This is a genomic window from Sphingomonas psychrolutea (assembly GCF_014636175.1).
Lineage (GTDB): Bacteria > Pseudomonadota > Alphaproteobacteria > Sphingomonadales > Sphingomonadaceae > Sphingomonas > Sphingomonas psychrolutea.
Window position 1 is genome coordinate 167923 of the sequence record NZ_BMDW01000003.1, and the last position, 19328, is coordinate 187250.

Annotated in this window: 13 protein-coding genes and 1 pseudogene; 1 reads left to right on the plus strand and 13 read right to left on the minus strand. The window is 64.8% G+C overall.

The window, feature by feature from the left end; genetic code table 11:
• Positions 1-132: 132 nt before the first annotated feature.
• Complete coding sequence (argJ, locus tag IEV62_RS03605) at positions 133-1359, plus strand: bifunctional glutamate N-acetyltransferase/amino-acid acetyltransferase ArgJ (RefSeq protein ID WP_188445498.1); 1227 nt, start codon at positions 133-135, stop codon at positions 1357-1359.
• On the opposite strand, the gene IEV62_RS03610 is transcribed toward argJ, so the two are convergent.
• The 13 genes and pseudogenes from IEV62_RS03610 to IEV62_RS03670 form a co-directional block, all read right to left on the minus strand.
• Positions 1360-1704 carry a virulence factor gene (locus IEV62_RS03610; protein WP_229732801.1) on the minus strand — a complete coding sequence of 115 codons (345 nt, stop codon included), beginning with the start codon at positions 1702-1704 and terminating at the stop codon, positions 1360-1362.
• A 4-nt stretch (positions 1705-1708) separates the two neighbouring features.
• Positions 1709-2062, minus strand: a complete 354-nt coding sequence (gene trxA / locus IEV62_RS03615) for a thioredoxin TrxA (RefSeq protein WP_188445499.1) — start codon at positions 2060-2062, stop codon at positions 1709-1711.
• 64 nt (positions 2063-2126) lie between these two features.
• The gene (addA, locus tag IEV62_RS03620) at positions 2127-5561 is read right to left on the minus strand and encodes a double-strand break repair helicase AddA (protein ID WP_188445500.1); all 3435 of its coding nucleotides are present in this window, start codon (positions 5559-5561) and stop codon (positions 2127-2129) included.
• Positions 5554-8502, minus strand: a complete 2949-nt coding sequence (addB, locus tag IEV62_RS03625; RefSeq protein ID WP_188445501.1) for a double-strand break repair protein AddB — start codon at positions 8500-8502, stop codon at positions 5554-5556. Before addB ends, addA begins: the two co-directional genes overlap by 8 nt.
• On the minus strand, positions 8495-9259 hold the full coding sequence (locus IEV62_RS03630) for a nucleotidyltransferase family protein (protein ID WP_188445502.1): 765 nt from the start codon (positions 9257-9259) through the stop codon (positions 8495-8497). The genes addB and IEV62_RS03630 overlap by 8 nt, the downstream gene beginning before the upstream one ends.
• A complete protein-coding gene (locus tag IEV62_RS03635) occupies positions 9253-10221 on the minus strand; it encodes an aminoglycoside phosphotransferase family protein (protein ID WP_188445608.1) in 969 nt (322 codons plus the stop codon). Before IEV62_RS03635 ends, IEV62_RS03630 begins: the two co-directional genes overlap by 7 nt.
• Positions 10218-10658 carry a tRNA (adenosine(37)-N6)-threonylcarbamoyltransferase complex ATPase subunit type 1 TsaE gene (gene tsaE / locus IEV62_RS03640; protein WP_188445503.1) on the minus strand — a complete coding sequence of 147 codons (441 nt, stop codon included), beginning with the start codon at positions 10656-10658 and terminating at the stop codon, positions 10218-10220. Before tsaE ends, IEV62_RS03635 begins: the two co-directional genes overlap by 4 nt.
• 1 nt (position 10659) lies before the next feature.
• Positions 10660-10911, minus strand: coding sequence for a CcdB family protein (locus IEV62_RS03645; protein ID WP_229732802.1), 252 nt, complete (start codon positions 10909-10911; stop codon positions 10660-10662).
• A 47-nt stretch (positions 10912-10958) separates the two neighbouring features.
• Entirely contained in the window at positions 10959-11177 is a 219-nt protein-coding gene (locus tag IEV62_RS03650) for a type II toxin-antitoxin system CcdA family antitoxin (protein WP_308510500.1), read from the minus strand.
• Between the two features lie 92 nt (positions 11178-11269).
• Positions 11270-13648, minus strand: a complete 2379-nt coding sequence (locus IEV62_RS03655) for a sensor histidine kinase (protein ID WP_188445505.1) — start codon at positions 13646-13648, stop codon at positions 11270-11272.
• 157 nt (positions 13649-13805) lie between these two features.
• A complete protein-coding gene (locus tag IEV62_RS03660; RefSeq protein WP_188445506.1) occupies positions 13806-16862 on the minus strand; it encodes a TonB-dependent receptor domain-containing protein in 3057 nt (1018 codons plus the stop codon).
• A gap of 296 nt (positions 16863-17158) precedes the next feature.
• Positions 17159-18589: an adenosylhomocysteinase gene (gene ahcY, locus IEV62_RS03665; RefSeq protein ID WP_188445507.1), complete on the minus strand. Its 1431-nt coding sequence runs from the start codon at positions 18587-18589 to the stop codon at positions 17159-17161.
• A 92-nt stretch (positions 18590-18681) separates the two neighbouring features.
• A pseudogene (locus tag IEV62_RS03670) lies at positions 18682-19255 on the minus strand (YqgE/AlgH family protein).
• Between the last annotated feature and the right edge of the window lie 73 nt (positions 19256-19328).

The following is a 19328-nucleotide window of genomic DNA, read 5'->3' on the forward strand; positions in this document are numbered from 1 at the left end:
CCGTTTACGATTTCGACCAGCGCTTCTTATGGTTAGCAAAGTCTTAATCCGGGACACTGTTTTCTTGCAAAAGCGCGGGTCGCGTGTCAGCGCGCGGGCACCCGATTGCCCCCCAAAGGTCTGGATTCCCGGATGCCACACACCCCCTCGCCGCTCGCCCGCCCGTTCCCCGCGATGCCGCCGATCGCCGGTGTCACCCCGCATGTCGCACGCGCGCACTATAAGAGCTGGGATCGCTGCGATCTGACCTTCATCACACTCGCCCCCGGCACCAGCGTCGCCGGGGTCACGACGCAAAGCAAATGCCCCTCGCCCGAGGTCGAATGGTGCCGTGCGGCCCTCGTGCTGGGACAAGCGCGCGCGCTGGTGGTCAATGCCGGCAACGCCAACGCCTTTACCGGGCAGCGCGGGCGCGCGGCGGTCGAGGCAATCGCGGCGCGCGCGGCAGGGCATTTGGGGTGCCAGCCCTCCGACATCTTCGTTGCGTCGACCGGGGTAATCGGCGTGCCGCTGCCGATCGACAAGGCCGAAGCTGGGCTCGATGCCGCCTTCGCCGCAGCACCCTGTTCGTGGGAGGATGCCGCCAACACGATCGGCACCACCGACACCTTCGCCAAGGGCGCGATGACCACGGCGATCGTCGATGGCCGCACCGTCACGCTGGTCGGGATCATCAAGGGGTCGGGGATGATTGCCCCCGATATGGCGACGATGCTGGGCTTTATCTTCACCGATGCCGCGGTCGAGCCGGTGTTCCTGCAGGCAGCACTCGCCGAAGCGAACCGCGCGAGCTTCGCGTGCATCACGGTCGACAGCGATACATCGACCAGCGACACCGTCCTCGCCTTTGCCACGGGCGCGGCAGGCAATGCGCCGCTAGCCGCGTCCGACGATGCCGGGGCCGATGCCTTTCGCGCGGCTTTGTCGGACCTGTGCCTGCAGCTCGCGCACCTCGTCGTGCGGGACGGGGAAGGCGCGTCGAAATTCATCGAGATCGCAGTGACCGGTGCCGAGAGCGACGCGAGCGCGCGCACGATCGCGCTGAGCATCGCCAATTCGCCCCTCGTCAAGACCGCAATCGCGGGCGAGGACGCCAATTGGGGTCGTGTGGTGATGGCGGTCGGCAAGGCCGGTGAACCCGCCGAGCGCGACTTGCTCAGCATACGCTTCGGCGACACCCAGGTCGCGCAGGGCGGCCTAGCAGTCGAAGGCTATGACGAGGCCCCGGTCGCCGGACACCTTAAAGGGCAGGATATCGAAATCGGCGTCGATCTCGGGCGAGGCGAAGGCCGCGCGACCGTGTGGACGTGCGACCTCACCCATGGCTATATCTCGATCAACGCCGATTATCGGAGCTGATCACTCGAGCGCAGGCGACAGATCGTTGTTCTCTTCGATCCGCAGCATGCGGATGTCGCTGACCGAAGGCTGGAACAAGTCATAGGTCCGCTTGAGTTCCTGCACGGCGAGGACGCAATCGACCGCGGTGGTTCGCTCATTGCCGAAATAGGTCGAACCTTGCTGACGCTCGAACCCGCGTCGGTTCAGGATGTCACCGACGTCGCGATAGGCGTTCCGCCTAGACGGCGTCGGAGACATCTGTTCGAGCATCGTGACATCAAGATCGAAGACGATCGCGTACATGCTGTTCCCCCCGCTCGCGCGCCGGAAATCCGCTCGATTGTGTCCGATCCCGATGCTCATCGCATTATCGTATTGCAGCGTCGGCGGATTGACCACCAGCCAACTCGCCCTCAAGCCATGCTTTCAACCGGCCCTTGGGTTCGGCGCCGACCTTGGTCGCGGCGGGAACGCCGTCCTTGAACAGGATCATCGTCGGAATGCCGCGCACGCCATATTTGCCCGGCGCGTCAGGATTGTCGTCGATGTTGAGCTTGGCGATCGTCACTTGCCTGCCCAGTTCCTCGGAAATCTCTTCCAGGCTCGGCCCGATCATCTTGCACGGGCCGCACCATTCCGCCCAAAAATCGACGAGAACGGGGCCGGTCGCGTTGATGACGTCGGCATCCCAGCTGGCGTCGGTAATGTGCTTGGTGGCCATGATGTATCTCCTGTGGTTAAGCGTAAAATAGGGTGTCGGATGCGTCCACTCAAGCGCGCGCGCCTTAGCTTTGCTCCGTCGGGGGAAAGCCGGGCTTGTGCGCGTCCAATCGGGCGTCATCCAGCACGTGAAGCACCGGCCCGCTGGTATAGAGCAACGCCGACTCGATCCGCCGCCCGGGAAAGATCACCGCCAGTGCCGCAGCGTACGCCGCCATTTGCAGCACATGGTAAGGCGGGATTGCGTCGGGCGTCGCCGGTACACCCCGCCCGGTTTTGAAATCGATCACGTGGACCAGGTCCGGCGTCACCAGCAAGCGATCGACCGTACCCGAAACGACGAAACCGTCGGGCAGCACGGCGGCAATCGGCGCTTCGGCCAGCGAATCGGGCCCGAACAGCGCGGCAAAGACGGGATCGTCGAGCACCGCCAGCACCGGAGCGGCAATCTCCGCCCGCAACGCAACATCGGCCACCGCACCGACCCGCGCGAGCCACCGGTCTGCCGCCTCGGCGCGCAGCTCCGGGGCCACCGCCGGAAGACGTTCGAACAAGGCGTGGATCAGCCGCCCCCGCTCCGCCGCCGCGCGCATCAGCTCGGTCGGTGGTGCATCTGCCACCAGATCCTCGCCCAGCGAAGACGGCGCGAGCGGTCGTGGTGGACGCGCTTCGACCGGCGCGGGCTGCGTTGCCCAGTCCGGCAGGGCTGGAGTCTCGGCCACTACCCGCGTACCCTTGCGATCGGGTGCGGCCGGGGGTTGCGGGACGCGGCCCGCGAAATCGCGCGGACCCTCGCCTGTGATACCGAGCGCCAGCATCGCGCGGTCGGCGGCGGCGTACCAGCTGAGCTCGGGCGCCACGCCCTGCGCGCGCGGGCCAACCGACCCTGCGATCACCAACCGCTCCTCGGCGCGTGTCGCGGCGACGTAGAATAGCCGCCAATGCTCCTCGAGATCGCTCGCCGCCGTCGCCTCGACCAAGGCGGCGAGAGGTCCGGTTGCCTCGCCCTTGCGCGGGCGGATCACGGGCAGGTCTGCCGTCATCTCGCCTGCGCGCCATTTCAGGGTCGAGCGTGGCGCGCGCGTCGGATCGACCGCTGCATCGGCCAGAATCACCAGCGGCGCTTGCAGTCCTTTTGCGCCATGCGCGGTCATCACGCGCACCGCATCGAGCGGGGCGGATGGGTCGCGCTTGATCTCCACTTCGCCGCGATCGAACCAGTCGAGGAAACGTTGCAGCGACGGCGTACCGAGCGATTCGAAATCGAGCGCGGCGGTGAGCACTTCCTCGATCGGATCGCGCGCCTCCTGCCCCAGCCGCTGTACGAGCTTGCGCCGTCCCCCAAGCGGGCCCGACAGAATTTCCTCCAGAAACTGGTACGGCGTGGCGATATCCGCCCGCGCGAGCAACGCGAACAGCGGCGCGAGATCGGGCGCACCGCCGGGCCGCGTGAGGTGCCGCCACAGGCTGAGCGATCCGCGCGGGGCCTCCGCCATCAACCGCTCTTGGCTCCACCCGATCAGCGGCGAGACGAGCAGCGACGCCAGCGACAGATCATCGTCGGGCTGCAGCACGAAACGGATCGCGGCGAGCAAATCCTGCACCGATAGCGGCGCGTTGAGCCGCAGCCGATCGACACCCGCAACCGGCACACCCTCGGCATAGAGCCGCGCGACGATCAGCGAAGCGAGTTCGCCGCGCCGTTTGACCAGGATCATGACATCCTCGGGCCGCAGCGTACGCCCCTTGCTTTCCAGCATCAGCGTGCCGATCCACCCCTTGATCGTGCGCGCGATCTGGCGCGCGAGCTCGCGGGTCGAATCCGAAATCCACTCTTCCTCATCCTCCTCGGAGCCACCCGCCACGACGAGCGGCCAGAGCGAGACGGTGCCCGGCCCCGGCACTTCGCTCGCATGGACTTCGCGGTCGGCGATCGCGCCGAGCCCCGGTTCGGGCAGCGCCTCGATCGCGGCATCGACGAATTCGAGCACAGGCCGGGTCGAGCGGAACGATTGCGTCAGCGAGAGGCGGTTCCACGGCCGCGCGCGCATGATGCCGGAGCGGCGCTGTTCCGCATCCGCCGCCCACGCGTCTTGCGCGAGCCGCTCGAAATGCCGCTCGGCGCCCCGAAAATAGATCGGATTGGTGCCCTGAAAGCCGAAGATCGCCTGCTTGAAATCGCCCACGGTGAAAAGCGTGCGGAGCTGGTCGCCGTGCGCGCCCTCACCCGCGAAGAACTCCTCGGCAATTGCCTGGACGATCTTCCATTGGTCGAGATTGGTATCTTGCGCTTCGTCGATCAGGACATGATCGGTCGCCTGATCGAGCTTGTAGCGCACCCAATCGCCCATCCCCGGCTGGCCAAGCAGCGCGATCGTCGCGCGGATCAGATCGTCGAAATCGACCGCGCCAATCCGCCGCTTCGCGCGCTCATACGTCACCGCATAGTCGCGCCCGACTGACAGGCCCGCCGCGAGCAGATCGGCATAAGCGGCACGCTCGCGCAGCGACAGCAGCTCGGCGCACGCTTCGCCCACTTCGAACGCGAGATCGGCATAATCGGAATCGGCGGCGAGGAGCTTGGGCGAATATTTGCGCGGTTCGCGTTTGGCGGTGAAGGGCACGCCAATTAAATCGCCGAGCATCCGCGCGCGCATCTCGGGTGCCGCTTCGATCCAGCATTCGGCGATATCGGCGTAATTGCCGCCGGTCGCCGTTCCCCAGGCGCGGTTTGCCGCCGCCAGCCGCGCGACCGCATCGACATCGAACGCGGCATCGCCGCAGGCATCGGCGATTTCGGCCTCGATTTCGCCGGTCGGCAGATCGAGCGCACGGCGGATGAAGGGGTGAACGCCCTCCCCCATCGGCAATTCGGCCATCGCGGTGGGCGCGCGGGCGCAAGCTAGCAGGAAGCGCTCGGCCCCGCCCTCGCCCAGCCTGAGGCTCAACGCCCCGACCGTTGCGACCGTCACATCGCGCCCCTCGGACTCGGCGGTGACGAGCAATTCGGCGAGCGCCTCGCGCGCAAGTACCGCTTCTTCGCGCGCTTCGATCGGGCGGAAGCCGGGCGCGAGCCCCGCCTCGACCGGGAAGGCCGATAGCAGGCTCTGGCAAAAACCGTGGATCGTCTGGATGCGGATGCCGCCGCCGGGCGCATCGAGCACGCGCGCGAACAGCGTGCGCGCGCGGGCGATCAGCGCGTCGCTCGGACCTTCGCCGAGCGCGCCGAGATCACTCACCAACTCGGGCCGCGGCATCCGCACCCATGCTGCCAGCCGCGCGCCGATCCGCCCGGCCATCTCGGCCGCCCCCGCCTTGGTAAAGGTCAGGCACAGGATCGCCGCCGGATCGACCCCGCGCAGCAACAACCGATAGACGCGCGCAGTTAGCACTTGCGTCTTGCCGGTCCCGGCGGAGGCGGAGAGCCAGACATGCCCGCCCGGATCGCTCGCTTGCGCTTGCGCATCCTTCAGGATCGGGAGGGGCCTACGGCTAGTCACGCCCGTACCATTCGTCACGCCGCATCAACTGATCGTACTCGGCATAAGGCGCGTATTCGGGATGCAACTTCGCCTCGAACGCGCAGTCCCCGGTCAGCCAGTCCGCAGCTGCCGCGCTGAAATGCCGTGCGGCGAGCGTGGTGAAATCCTCGGGCAAGACCTTGTCGCCCTTGCCAGCCGGATCGACCGGCGAGGTGGCGCGTCCGAACGAGTCGCCATTCTTGGTCAGCGACCAATATTCGAAGCCGCGCGCCGCCCCGCTGATCCCGGTAAAGCCGCCCCGCTCGGCAATCAGGCCGAGCAAGCCCAATTGCAGACTGAACCCCTCGCGCACCGCCGCCGAGGACGGTGCCTTGCCGGTCTTGTAATCGATTACCGCGATCGCCCCATCGGGCAAGCGGTCGATCCGGTCGAACTTGCCTGTCAGCGTGACTCCGGCGATGTCGATCTGGCCCGATTCCTCGACCGCCAGAACGGTACGACCTGCATCGAGATTGCGCCCCATCTCGGCGACGATCCAGTCGATCGCCTCCATCAGCCGCGGCCGCCACAACGCGCGCTGCATCGGATGCGCATCGTCGAACATCGCGCGCGCGCGATCGTGCAGCCGGTCGAGCGCGCATCCATCTTCGCGCGCCCAGCGCTCCAGAATATCGTGCACCGCCGTGCCGCGCCACGCCGCGCTCGGATCGGCATCGACCGGATCGAGCTGGACCAGCCCGAGGATGCGCTTGGCGTAGAAGGCGTACGGATCGGCCTTGAGTCGGTCGACATCGGTCACCGCGATCTTCTTGGGGCGTAGCGCTGCTGCGGGGACCGGGGCCGGTTTGGGTGCTGCCTCATAATGGCCTGGATCATCGAGCGCGCGCGCCCATCCTTCCAGCGCCGACGCGCGTTCGAATTTCTCCCCCGCCAGCGCCTGCAACCGCAGCCAGAAACGCGAGGCGATGGCGGGTTGCGTTCCCCCACGCCGCGCCCGCGTCATCAGCGCGGCGGGCGCGCCGAGCGCTTGCGCCAGATCATGCGCCGCCACACCCACGCCGCGATCGAGCCCCGGAAGCCCGAGTTCGGTTCTGATACGCGGCGCAAGCCACGGGTCGGGCGCTGGCAGACCGGGCCAAGTCCCTTCGTTCAACCCGCCGAGAATCATCAGATCAGCGGTCTGCAAGCGCGCCTCGATCAGGCCGTAGATCGCCAGGCGCGGATGCCCGCCCTGCGGCGGACGTACTGCGATTTCGTCCATCAAGGTCTTGAGCAACGGCGCGAGGCTGGCCGGATCGATCGTCGCGGGGCCATGCGCGGCATGCTCCTCGGCCGCGCGCAGCAAATCGGCGGCGGCGCGTCCGGCCGGCCCCGACCACAAAGCATCGCCGCACAGCGCCTGCGCGGTTTCGCGCAGCCCGGCCAGCAAACGCGCCAGCGGTTGCGCGCCGCCCGCGAACGCGTGTTCGATCGGTGCGAGCACGTCGCGCGCCTCGGGCCACCACGCCAGCGCCACTTGCGCGCGCCGCGCACTGCGCAAGTGCGCGTCAATCCCCGCCAGCCCCGCCGCCGGACGTGGCCCGCGCATCGTCCGGTCCAGCGCCCGCACGCCGTCAAGCCAGTCGGTCCGCGCCGTACCGAAGCGCACCAGCGGATGTTTCAGTAACGTCAGCAAGGCCAGCGGCGCGAAGCGCTGCGTCGCCGCCTCCGCCAGCGCCGTCAGCAGCGTGCCAGACGGCAGGATCGACAGCGGTCGTCCCGCCGAATCATCGACCGCGATCCCCCAGCGCGCGCAATGCGCCGCCACGCGTCGCGCGAGGCCGCGGTCGGGCGTGACCAACGCTGCGGTCCGCCCCGGCGTCTCCGCCACCTCGCGCAGCGCGAGCGCAATCGCTTGCGCCTCTTCGCCCGGCGTCGCGAGTTCTGCCGCTGCAATGCCACCGATGCGCCTTTGTTCGGGCCCGAGCGTCGTCCATTTCGCGGTGAACTCCGCCGATGCCAGCGCGTTCGCCACCGCCTTGCCGCGCGCAACCGTGGCATCATGATCGCTGCCGTCGCGCCAGGTACGGAATTCGCTGCGATTGACGCTCATTCGCTCAAGCAACAGCTTCAAATGGAATTGCGGGTGCGTTTCGATCGATCGCCGTGTCAGCCCGGTCGCAGGATCGGGGTCGAACGGCCCGAGGGCATCCCATTCGTTCGGGTCCATCCCCGTCGCGAGATCGGCGAGCACCACCATGCCGCGCGGCAAATCCGCAATGCTGAGCAGCAATTTCGCCACGGCGGGGGCGCTGTCGGTCATCCCCGCAGCGCAGACGAACCCCGCCGGCGGCGTATCCTGCCACCGCTCGGCCAGCCGCCGCAGCATCGCGCCGCGCCGCGCCGCCGCATCGATCCGGCCCAGCGTCGCAAGCTCCGCCGGCCAACGGTCGAGCACGATCCCGAACAGATCGAGCGCACGCTGCCAATGCGCCGACATCGCCTCGTTCAGCTCGATCTCGCGCAAGCGTCTGGGGGCGATTTCCTCGACCAGCAATTGATCGAGCGTCCGCGCGAGATCGCCGGCCAAGCGCACTGCCTCGGCCGCATCGACCGGCTGCCCGCCACGCGCGCGTTCCTCCGACACCAGCCGCGCCAGGATCATGCGGCGTTCGAGCGGCGCGACAGCGGGCGGCAGCGGATCCGTATCGTCCGCCGGATCGAGTGCAGCGCCGATCGCCTCGTCGATCCCCGGATCGCCGATCGCCACCAGTCGCGGCAATAACAGACCACCGCCGCTTGCCCGCACGAAGGCGTCGGTCAGCGCGCGCTTGGCGCGGTTATTCGGCAGCAAGACGAGCCCGCGCGCCAGCTCAAGATCCTTGCCGACAAACTGCCGGATCAACCCCGCCGCCAGTGCATCGGCAAAGGCGCGGTGCGCCGGAATCGTGAAAAGCTGCGGGGCCTTGCGCTCAGCCATCGGCGAGCATCGCCTCGGTCTTGCCGACCGCGGCCGGAGTGCCGACATCGAACCACAGCCCCTGATGAACCAGGCCGTAAGCGCGTCCCGCTGCAATGGCGCGTTCCCAGAACAGCATGGTCGAGAACGGCCCCTCCGGCCAATCCGCGATTACGCGCGGGGAGAGGATTTGCACACCGGTATAAACGAACGGGGCGAGCTTGCCCGGTTGCCGCCGCCCGAGGATCCGGCCATCGGGCGCGAGCCGGAAATCGCCCTGTCCGCTATGATGATTGGCGCGCGCGAGCGGCACCATCAGCAGCAGCGCGTCCATCCGCGCATCGTCCCACTGCGCCGACAGCATCCGGATCGCATCGGACGGCCCGTCCACCCACAGATTGTCGCTGTTGACGACCAGGAAGGGCGCATCGCCGATCAGATCGCGCGCCTGCACGATGCCGCCGCCAGTTTCCATCAAGCGCTTGCGTTCGTCGGAAACGACCAGGTCGATCCCGGCAACCCGATTGTTCAAGTGCGCCTCCAGCGCGTCCGCCAGATAATGCACGTTGACCACGGCGCGCTCGACGCCGCTTGCGCGCAGCCGATCGAACACGTGATCGATCAGCGGCTTTCCGGCCACTTCGACCAGCGGCTTGGGGCGCGTCGCGGTCAGCGGGCGCATTCTTTTGCCCAGGCCCGCCGCCATCACCATCGCCGTTTTCGGCACCTCCCCACCCGGATCGGGCCGGATATGGAGCGTACGTTTGGGTCTCAGCATGACGACAGCGCCAGCGGGTCGCCGCGCAGTTCGAGCGGGATCGTCGCGTCGAACCACACTTTGACCGGCGCAAGCGCAGGATGATCGAGATCGCGGTTGAGATAGCGCCAGACGCGCGGGCATAAAGTGGGGTAGCGCAGCTTGCCGTCACGCTGCCACAGCCGCGTGAAAATGCCGATGATCTTGGCATTCCGCTGCGCGCCGAGCACGTGATAAGCGGCGTCGAACCCGGCATCGGTCCGCACCACAGCCTTGTATCGCGCCAGCATCGCGGCCTCGACGTGCTCGCTGACATCGCGCCGAGCATCCTGCAACAAGGACACCAAATCATACGCCGGGTGCCCCGCCAGCGCATCCTGAAAATCGAGCAAACCGAGCGTATCGGGCCCGATCAGCATCAGATTTTCGGCGTGGAAATCGCGCAACACGGTCACTTGCGGGCCGCCCAAAACCTGCTCGAAAACCGTATCCCACGCGGCTGCATAGGCCGCCTGATCGGCTTCGATGCCGAGCGCCGGACAATAACATTCGGTCAGCAAATTGGCCTCACGGTGCAGGACCGCGCGGTCATACCGCGCTAGCGGCGCGGCGTCGTGGCTACGCAGCGACACCAGAATGTCGATTGCCGCGCTATATAGCGCCAGCTCGCGCGCCGGTTCCGCGTCAACCGTCTCACGCATCCGGACGTCGCCGAAATCCTGCAGCAGGACCAGCCCGTGCTCGGGATCTTCGCCGTAAATCTCGGGCGCAGCAAAGCCGTTCGCGGTAAGCCAGCGCGCCATTTGGAGGAACGGCTGCGGGTCTTCGTGCGGCGGCGGCGCATCCATCAGGATCGCGCTGCGCGTCGCCTCCACCGCCCGGAAATACCGACGGAACGACGCATCGCCGGCGACCGGCAAAATGTCCGCGCTGCCCCACCCGCTCGCGGCCAGGAACGCGGCCGCCGCCGCCGGGGGTGTCATATCTGCTGCCATCGCGCCTTCCAGCCCGGCGGAACGGCGGCTGTCAAGCGACGGCTGCCATCGGGCAGCATCTCCAGCGTCAGCGCGAGGGCGTAGGGCCACCAACCAGGTGCGCGTTCGGGCCATTCGACCACCAGCACCGAATCGCTTGCCGCCTCATCGAGCCCCAGTTCGTCGATCTCCTCGGGGTCATCGATCCGGTACAGATCGATATGCAGAACGGGCATGCGCACTTCGGGCACGTCATAAGGCTGCACGATCGCAAAACTCGGTGAGGGCGCCTCTCCCGCCAATCCGAGCGCGGCGAGCAGGCCCCGCGCGACGCTGGTCTTGCCCGCGCCCAACGGCCCGGACAGCGTCACGACGTCGCCGGGCGCGACCAGCGCGGCCAGCCGTGCGCCGAACGCCGCGCTCGCGGCGGGGTTGTCGAGGATCACCTCAATATCCCGTCAGCAACATGTCGAGGGCGTTCATGATCGCATCTTGCTCGGTCGCCAGCCAACCCACCGATCGCCCCAAGCGCCGTTTTTCGATGGCTGCGATATATTGCGTCATCATCACCACGCTGAGGTCTTCGACAACGAAGACCGGGTTCAAACGCGCTGCCGGTCGCGGATAATCCTCCAGCAAGAACAGCGGGACCGTTAACCGCGTGTCGAGGCCCGACAGAAAGTCGGTCTGGCAATCCAAAAGATATCCCCGCCCGCCCGGGTGTCGGTAAACGTCAAACCCCGGCATTAGGCCAATCGATACTTTTCGAGCGGCAGCCCATGGTCTGCAACCCAAGCATTAGACGCGTCGATCGAGTCCTGATTCTCTTCGAGCCAACGTTTTCGCCGTTCTTCGGCGATCGCCGCCGCCAGCCCCGCCTCACAACCCCGCGAGACATTGAGGCCGAGTTCCTTCGCCATCGCCACTAATGCCACGTCCAGCGACACATTTTTCGCTTTGCGCACGGCCCTGGGCTTATCGTCTCCTGCTAAGCGAGTCGCCATCACAGCCTCCATTTTATGCGCATATACTGTGCGCATATCCACTGACCGGCAAGCTATCGCCGCGGCAACGTCACTGTCAGCAACGTTCCCTGCCCCCGCTCTGACACGAGCGCGATCGTCCCGCCATGCGCCTCGACGAATTGCTTTGCGAGCGGCAGACCCAGCCCCAGCGCGCGCTCACCACTGCGCGTGATACCGGGCTGGCCGAAGCGATCAAAGGCGCGCGCGACCGATTCCGCGCTCATGCCTGCGCCATCGTCCGAGACGACGATCCGCGCCGCCGCTGCTGTCCCATCGGTGTGGAGCAGGATGCACCCGCCCTCCGAAGCGCCCGCCACGGCATGCCGCAGGAGATGCTCGACCACTTGTTGAAGGCGTTTGGCATCGCCCTTCGTGGCGCCGGTCGAGGCGTGAATTTCCACCGCAAAATCCAGCCCGCGCTTTTTCGCGAGCGGCGCGACGGTATCGGCGGCGGCGCGCGCCACCGTATCGAGTTCGACCTCGAGCATTTCAAGCACGGGCTCCTTGCCCTCGGCCTGGGTCAAATCGAGCACCTCATCGACGAGCATCCCCAACCGCTCGACCGATTCGAGGATCGCCTCGACATAGCCTGACGCCGTCTTGCTCAGCTTGCCGGCATAGCCCTCGTTCAGCATCTCGGCGAAGCCGCTGATCGAGGTCAGCGGGGTGCGCAACTCGTAGCTCATCGTCGCGACGAAGGCGGTCTTGATCCGGTCCGCCGCCTCCAACGCTTCGTTGCGATCGCGCAGCGCGGTCTCGATCCGGCGGCTGTCGGAAATATCGAGCATCGTGAACAACCCATTGCCATCGGGCAAAGGCACTGCAGCGAACTCGAAATGCCGCCCGTCCTTAAACGCCGCGCGCCCGCCGCGCTGCTGCCGCTCGACCGTTGCCGCACGCACGAGATCGCCGATCAACACCGCGCGCGCCGGATTGGCAAGCTGCTGCGCGGCGACTTCAGCCAGCGCGTCGACCCGCGGATGCGTCGCCAGGAATGCTTCGTCGAAACCCCATACGATCCGAAACTTGTTGTTCCACAATTGCAGGCGGCCATCGGCGGCGAAGACGCCGAGCGCCTCGTACAGATTTTCGAACGTCGCGGTGCGCACGCGCAGCAAGGTGTCGCGCGCGCTCGCCAACTGGACTTGTTCGGTGCGATCTTCGAAGATCAGCAGCAATCCGCCATCGGGGAGCGGCTGCGCGACAACGCGCAAATGCACCCCACCGGGCAGGTGCCATTCCTCCTCCTGCCCGCCGCCCGCCGCCAGAAACCAGTCGCGCCGCTCGGCCTTCCAGCCCGGGAAGTCGCGCACTTCGGGCAAGCGCTGGGTTTCGCGCATCCGTTCCAGCACGCGGTCGAATTCGGGGCGGTCGGCGAGCCATTCGCTCTTCATCGCGAACAGCCGGCGGAACGGCTGGTTACAGAACACCAGGCTGCGGTCGGATGCGAATTGCACCACGCCCGCCGAAAGCCGGTCGAGCATCGCGCGCTGCGCATCGTCGAAGCGCTTCAGCCGCGCGCGCGCTTGCTCCAGATCCTCGATGTCGATCGCGAAGCCCGCCACCCCGCCAGTCGACAGCGGCGCATCGTACACGCGCAGCATGCGTCGCTCGCCACGGATCGTCGCCGGCATCGCTTGCGATTGCACCGCCTTGGCATCGCGCGCCAGCACTGCACTCGCCAACGGCCCGCCAACCCCCGACCCCTCGACCAGCTCCAGCCCGCGCGCAATGACGTCGGCTTCCGACGCGCCCTCAACCGCGGCGACATAATGCGAATTGACCATCGCGAGGCGCAGATCGGCGCCGCGATACCACATCGGCATCGGTGCGGCCTGGATGACCCCGCTCAATTCCTCATAATAGGTGGTCACCTCCGCCACCGCCGCGTCGAGCCGTGCGATCTCAGCCTCGCTCTCGGTTGCATCGAACACCCAGATGATCACGCCACCGGGTGCCTGCACGTCGCGTGCCGCCCGCGCGCCGCGCAGCATCAGCGCGCGCGCCGAACCCTGCGCGCGTACCGCCCGCGAAAACGGTCGCCCCGATTTCTGCGCGGCGGCAATGTCGGCGGAAAGCGCTGCGGCATCCTCAAGCGACAACCCACCGCCCGCGCCCGATGCGATCGTCGACATCGTCGTCGTCAGATCAGCGAGATAGCGCGGCGTCGTCGTCAGCCCGAGCCAATCGGCAAGCCGTGGCGGACATTCGACCCGCCCATCGGCGCGCACCAGCAACGCGAGCGCCGGTGCCGAGGCCAGCATCGCCTCCAACCGGGTATTGGCCGCAAACGCCTCCACCGCCTCGCGTCTGGCGCGCAGGCCGGTGTAGAGGATCCACACTGCGACAGCGATCAGTATCGCGAGCGCGACCCCAATCAAGGCAAACGAAACCGGCGACCCGGGCGTCATCGAAACCACTCGATGCTCGGCACCGACATCTCCTCCCCGGCGTTATACTGATATGGGTGTCGCACGCCCTACCGTCTGTACCCAGTCCAGCAAACAGAAAAAGCGGGCGGATATCAACAGATATCCGCCCGCCCAGAAAGTACGAACTCAGCTAATATTAGAAATGAACAGCCGCGCCAAAGCGGAAATACGTTCCTAGAATCCCCTGGAAGTACGTAGTCGTTCCGCCAGAAGCGGAATAGGGGTATGGAGCCTTGGCATCAAGAAGGTTGTCGATGTCGGCATTCAGCGAGAAGTTCCTTCCGACATCATATTTCACCGACAGGTTGACATAGGTGAACGCCTTCACTTCGGGGACGGTATAAAAATTATAAGCTGTATTCGGGTCTACGCGTGTTTTCCCAATATAATTAACCTGAACCTGTCCGAAAAATCCGCCATTATCGTAGCGAATTGTCGCGACACCCTTGTTACGCGAGTAGCCAACCGAGTTGCTGGTGAAGACGGCTCGCGATCCGGCGGTTACGACGGTCGAGAGTGTATCCAGATACTGGTAGTTCACAGTAAACCCGACGTGGCTGCCGCGCCCGAGGAACGGCGAACCGGTCCGGTACGCGACTTCCGCCAAAATCCCCTTATATTTCAGCTGAGCCGAGTTGAAATACGTCGTCCCGACGTTGCTCAACTGGGCATAGTTACCAACCCCGGGGGTGCCGCGGAAGTCACGCGTGACAAGTGCGCAGAACGGATTGTTGGGGTAATTCGTCGAGTCGTAGCACGCCGAAACGACCTGATTGTTCGAGAACTGGCTAATCGCATTGTTCAGCTTGATGTTCACATAGTCAACGGTCGCGCTGAAGCCCGGGATGAAACGGGGTTTCACAACCGCGCCAACGGTGAAGTTATCCGATTTTTCGCTCGTCAACGCCGTGTTGCCAAACGTGAAGGTCTGGATTGAACGCTGATCGCTGAGCGACACGAAGTTTGCAGGAACGCCCGCTGCCGCGCAGTTTTTCTTGCGAGTCACTGGGTCGGGGCCGCTGTTGACCAGCGAATTGTCGCACACGTCCGTTGCGAAACCGAACGCGCTCGACGTCGGGTTGAAAGCCTCGGTAATTGACGGCGCACGCACCGCACGCGTGAATGCCGCACGGAACGCAATATCGCGGATCGGCGCGTATCTGCCCTGGAACGTATAGGTCGGATCGCCACCGGCTTGCGAGTTCCAGATGTAGCGGCCTGCAGTCTGGAACGACAATTGGCTGATGAACGGAATATCATTGCTGGCGGAGATGAGGTCGGCGTTGAGTTCGCCGAAAATCTCGTTGGTGTGATATTTGCCGAACACGGGGTCGATCGGCACCGATCGGCCATAGCTGCCACGTTGCGCCGATGTTCCGGTTCCGCTGCCATAATAAAAGAGACCCGGATCAAAGCTCGAATCCTCGGCGCGATGCTCGTAGCCGAGCGCGAAAGCGAAGTCCCCACCAGGCAATTTGAAAACGGGGCCCGCCAAGGAGATCACGCCGTCATATTGGTTGTTGGTGTTGACCGGCGTTGCGATCGTCGTGACGTAATCGCGTGCTGCCTGAGAAATTTGCGACCCGAACGGATTGATCGGTGCGCACGTCGAACTGATCGTGGCAATCACCGAATTGGTGAAGCCCGGTGCACAGACGATGTTTCCGCCGACGCTCACCGCATTGATCGCGTTGCGGAAATTCACCTCGTTCAATTCCGGATTGCGGCTGCTCGTGCGCGCACGACCGTAATTGAAATACGCCTCAAACTTCCAGTCTCGCCCAGGCAGGACACTGAGCGATCCATCGAGCCCGCCGACAAACCGAATCACTTCGGATTTTCCGGTCGAAACGCCAGATGACAGATCGACATTGGCACGACCGAGGTAGAAATAATCCTGGGGACGTCCATTGAGGGTGCTAAGACCGAATGGATCATTTTGGTCGCTGAGCGGATTGTTCGTGATCGAATTCTGGATCGCCGCACGCGCCGCAGAGGTCAAATACGGATTGTTGATCGACACGATGAGGTTGCCATCGCGCGTTCCGGCCGCGTCGAACAATCCGCTATTGTAAACCGGCTGAGCCGCGAGATTGCGTCCCTGGCTGACACTGTACCAGCCTTCACCGAAAATCCGGATCTTGTCGGTCAGATCAAACGACGCTTCGACGTTGGTGTTGTACCGCTTGATGTCGGTGAGGAGATTCTCGACGTCGCGCAGCGTGAAACCGTTACCGCCGCTGGTGAACACGCTGAAGCCGGTATCCGGCCCGATCGTGCTACCGTAAACGATCGGGATCAGATTGCCTTGCGGATCGAACTTCAGCTGCGTTCCCGCAGCATTGTTCACGCCGAAATTGAGCGTCGAGTCACCGAAAAACAGATTGGACTGTTGCGGTGTGAGCGTCAGGTCGAAACCAACAGCAGCCCCGCCGACGATTGGGATGCCATATGGCGAAATCGAAGGCACGCGGTTGTCGGTATAGATCGGCTGCGGGCCGGTTCCACTGCGCGATTGTGCGAAGCGATTATCCGACGCGGTCGAAGCGCGATCGTTGAAAAATAACCCTGTCGACTCATTATATTCGCCGGAAACGGTGATATTGCCGCGGCCACCGGCAAAGTTCTTGCCTGCCAGAAAACGGACGCGATAATCCGGGGCATCCCCGCGCCGCGAGACGCCTTTTTGCACGTCGATATCGACGCCCTGATAGTTCTTTTTCAAAATGATGTTGATCGTGCCGGCGATCGCGTCCGAACCGTAAATCGGCGCGCCGATCGCTGCGACGGTCTCGATCCGATCGACCAGCTTGGTCGGGATGACGTTCAAGTCGACCTGGTTCCCGCCCGAACCGGTCGGACCGAAGATCGATGCTGTGTTACCCGAAACGAAGCGACGCCCGTTAACGAGCGTCAGCGTGCGCTGCGAACCCAGACCCAGAAAATCGACAAAGCTCTGACCAGCACCGAAGCCCGACTGGTTGAACCCGACTGGCGATGCCCCCGGCACGCCGAAGGACGGAAGCTCATTCAGCGCCTGCGCAACGGTCTGGTAACCGCGCGCGTCGAGGTCTTGCGAGGTGATCGTCTGCAACGGCGAGGCCGTCTCGGTCCCACGGCGCGAGATGCGCGACCCGGTGACAACGATTTCCTTGTCATCCGTCGCTTCCGACGCTTGCGGAGTCGGTGCCACCGGCGCGACCTGAGCAAGAGCAGGGCCAGCAATAGAAAGTGACAAGACGGACGCAGAGAGCGTCAACGCCACGCGTGAGCGCGTTCCAACCAACGACATAAAAACCCCTTTGTTTAGCGCATTATAGCCCTGTCCTCAGAGGATGAGATTTGGTGCGGAAAGGCAAGGCCGTGTTTCCATTTGTTTCAGAACTGTTGCTGGCAAGCAACAAAAACGCCGCGCCAGACCCATCGGTCGGACGCGGCGTTTTTTAAGACTTGGTCAATTCGCGTTCGGCGTTTCCGCCGCCTACGCAATCAATACCGGTAATGATCCGGCTTGAACGGGCCTTCGGTCGGCACGCCGATGTATCCGGCCTGCTTCGGGGTTAATTTCGACAGCTTTACGCCAAGCTTTTCCAAATGCAGCGCGGCGACCTTCTCGTCGAGATGCTTGGGCAGGACGTAGACCTGGTTCTTATAGTTCTCACCCTTGGTCCACAACTCGATCTGCGCGAGCGTCTGGTTGGTGAAGCTTGCCGACATCACGAACGACGGATGGCCCGTCGCGCAGCCGAGATTGACCAGGCGCCCCTTGGCGAGGATCAGGATCTGCTTGCCGTCAGGAAATTTTACCAGGTCGGTGCCGGGCTTCACTTCGTCCCACTCATAATTGCTGAGCGCGGAAATCTGAATCTCCGAATCGAAATGGCCGATGTTGCAGACGATCGACATCGGCTTCATCGCCGCCATATGTTCGGCGGTGATGACGTCGGCATTGCCGGTCGCGGTGCAGAAAATATCCGCTCGCGTGACCGCCTCTTCCATCGTCACGACTTCAAAGCCCTCCATCGCCGCCTGCAGCGCGCAGATCGGATCGACTTCGGTCACCATCACGCGCGCGCCGCCATTGCGCAGCGACTGGGCCGAACCCTTGCCGACGTCACCGAAGCCGGCGACGCAAGCGACCTTGCCGGCAAGCATCACGTCGGTGGCGCGACGGATCGCGTCGACCAGCGATTCCTTGCAGCCGTAAAGGTTGTCGAACTTCGACTTGGTGACCGAGTCGTTGACGTTGATCGCCGGGAACGGCAGCTCGCCCTTCTTGGCGATCTCGTACAGGCGGTGCACGCCGGTGGTGGTCTCTTCCGAGACGCCCTTGAGGTTCTTGACCGTGTCGGTCAAATAGCCGGGATATTTCGCGACGAACGCCTTCAGCGCGCGCTGGAATTCGACTTCCTCGTCATTCTCGGGCTCGCCCAGCGTGTGGCCGACTTCGAGCTTGGCGCCCCACAAAGCAAACATCGTCGCATCGCCGCCATCGTCGAGGATGATGTTGGCGGTCTGGCCGTTGCCGCCCTTGTCGGTGTCGGCACCCCAGTTGAAGATGTCGCCGACATAATCCCAATAATCGGCGAGGCTCTCGCCCTTGATCGCGAACACCGGCACGCCCGTCGCGGCGATCGCGGCGGCGGCATGGTCCTGCGTCGAGAAGATGTTGCACGTCGCCCAGCGGACATCGGCGCCGAGCGCGGTCAGCGTCTCGATCAGCACCGCGGTCTGGATTGTCATGTGCAGCGATCCGGTGATGCGCGCGCCCTTCAGCGGTTGTGACGCGGCGAATTCCTCGCGCAATGCCATCAGGCCGGGCATTTCGGTCTCGGCGATGTTGATTTCCTTGCGACCGAAATCGGCGAGGGAAATGTCGGCAACGACATAGTCAGTCTTGCGGTCGAGAACGGTGGCCACGCGGGTATCTCCGGTTTGGTTGACGCGCGCCCCGTACCCTGCCTTGCCGTCCAAATCAAATATAAAGATGTCTTTATATCTTACAGACCAAACTAGGCCCGCCCCGCGCCGCTCACCAACAGGCGCGGATCAATTCCGGCGCTGGCAAAGGCGGTCGCCCAGCGCTCGTCGGCCTCGGTCGCGTAGAGCAAGGCGGTGTCGCCGGGGGTGTTGAACCAGCCGTGCGTGGTCATTTCTCCATCGAGCTGCCCCTCCGCCCCACCCGGCATAGCCGAGCGCTACCAGCCACTGGCTGGGTCCGCTTCCCGCCGCGATCGCCTTCAACACGTCGGTCGTCCCCGACAACGCCCAGCGCGGGCCGTCCTGCCCGACCACTACAACGGTGTCCTGCCCGCCCCAATCGAGCCCGTGCAGCACGAACCCGCGCCGCGGCTCGACCGGGCCGCCGAGATGCACCGGCGCATCGGGCGCGACACCGGGGTCGATCTCAAGCTGGCGCAGCAAGTCGTGCAGCCCGAGTCCCGCGATCGTCGTGCCGATGCCGATGCCCAGCGCGCCTTCGGCATCATGCGCGCACATCGCGATGACGGCACGTGCAAAGCGCGGATCGCCGATTCCGGGCATGGCCAGCAGGAACTGACCGGTGAGATAACGGGCGCTATTCATCGTCACGACCCATAAGCGCCCCGCCCGCCCGCCGCCACGCTTGAAATTCGCGGCGGCTTGCACGAGGTACGTC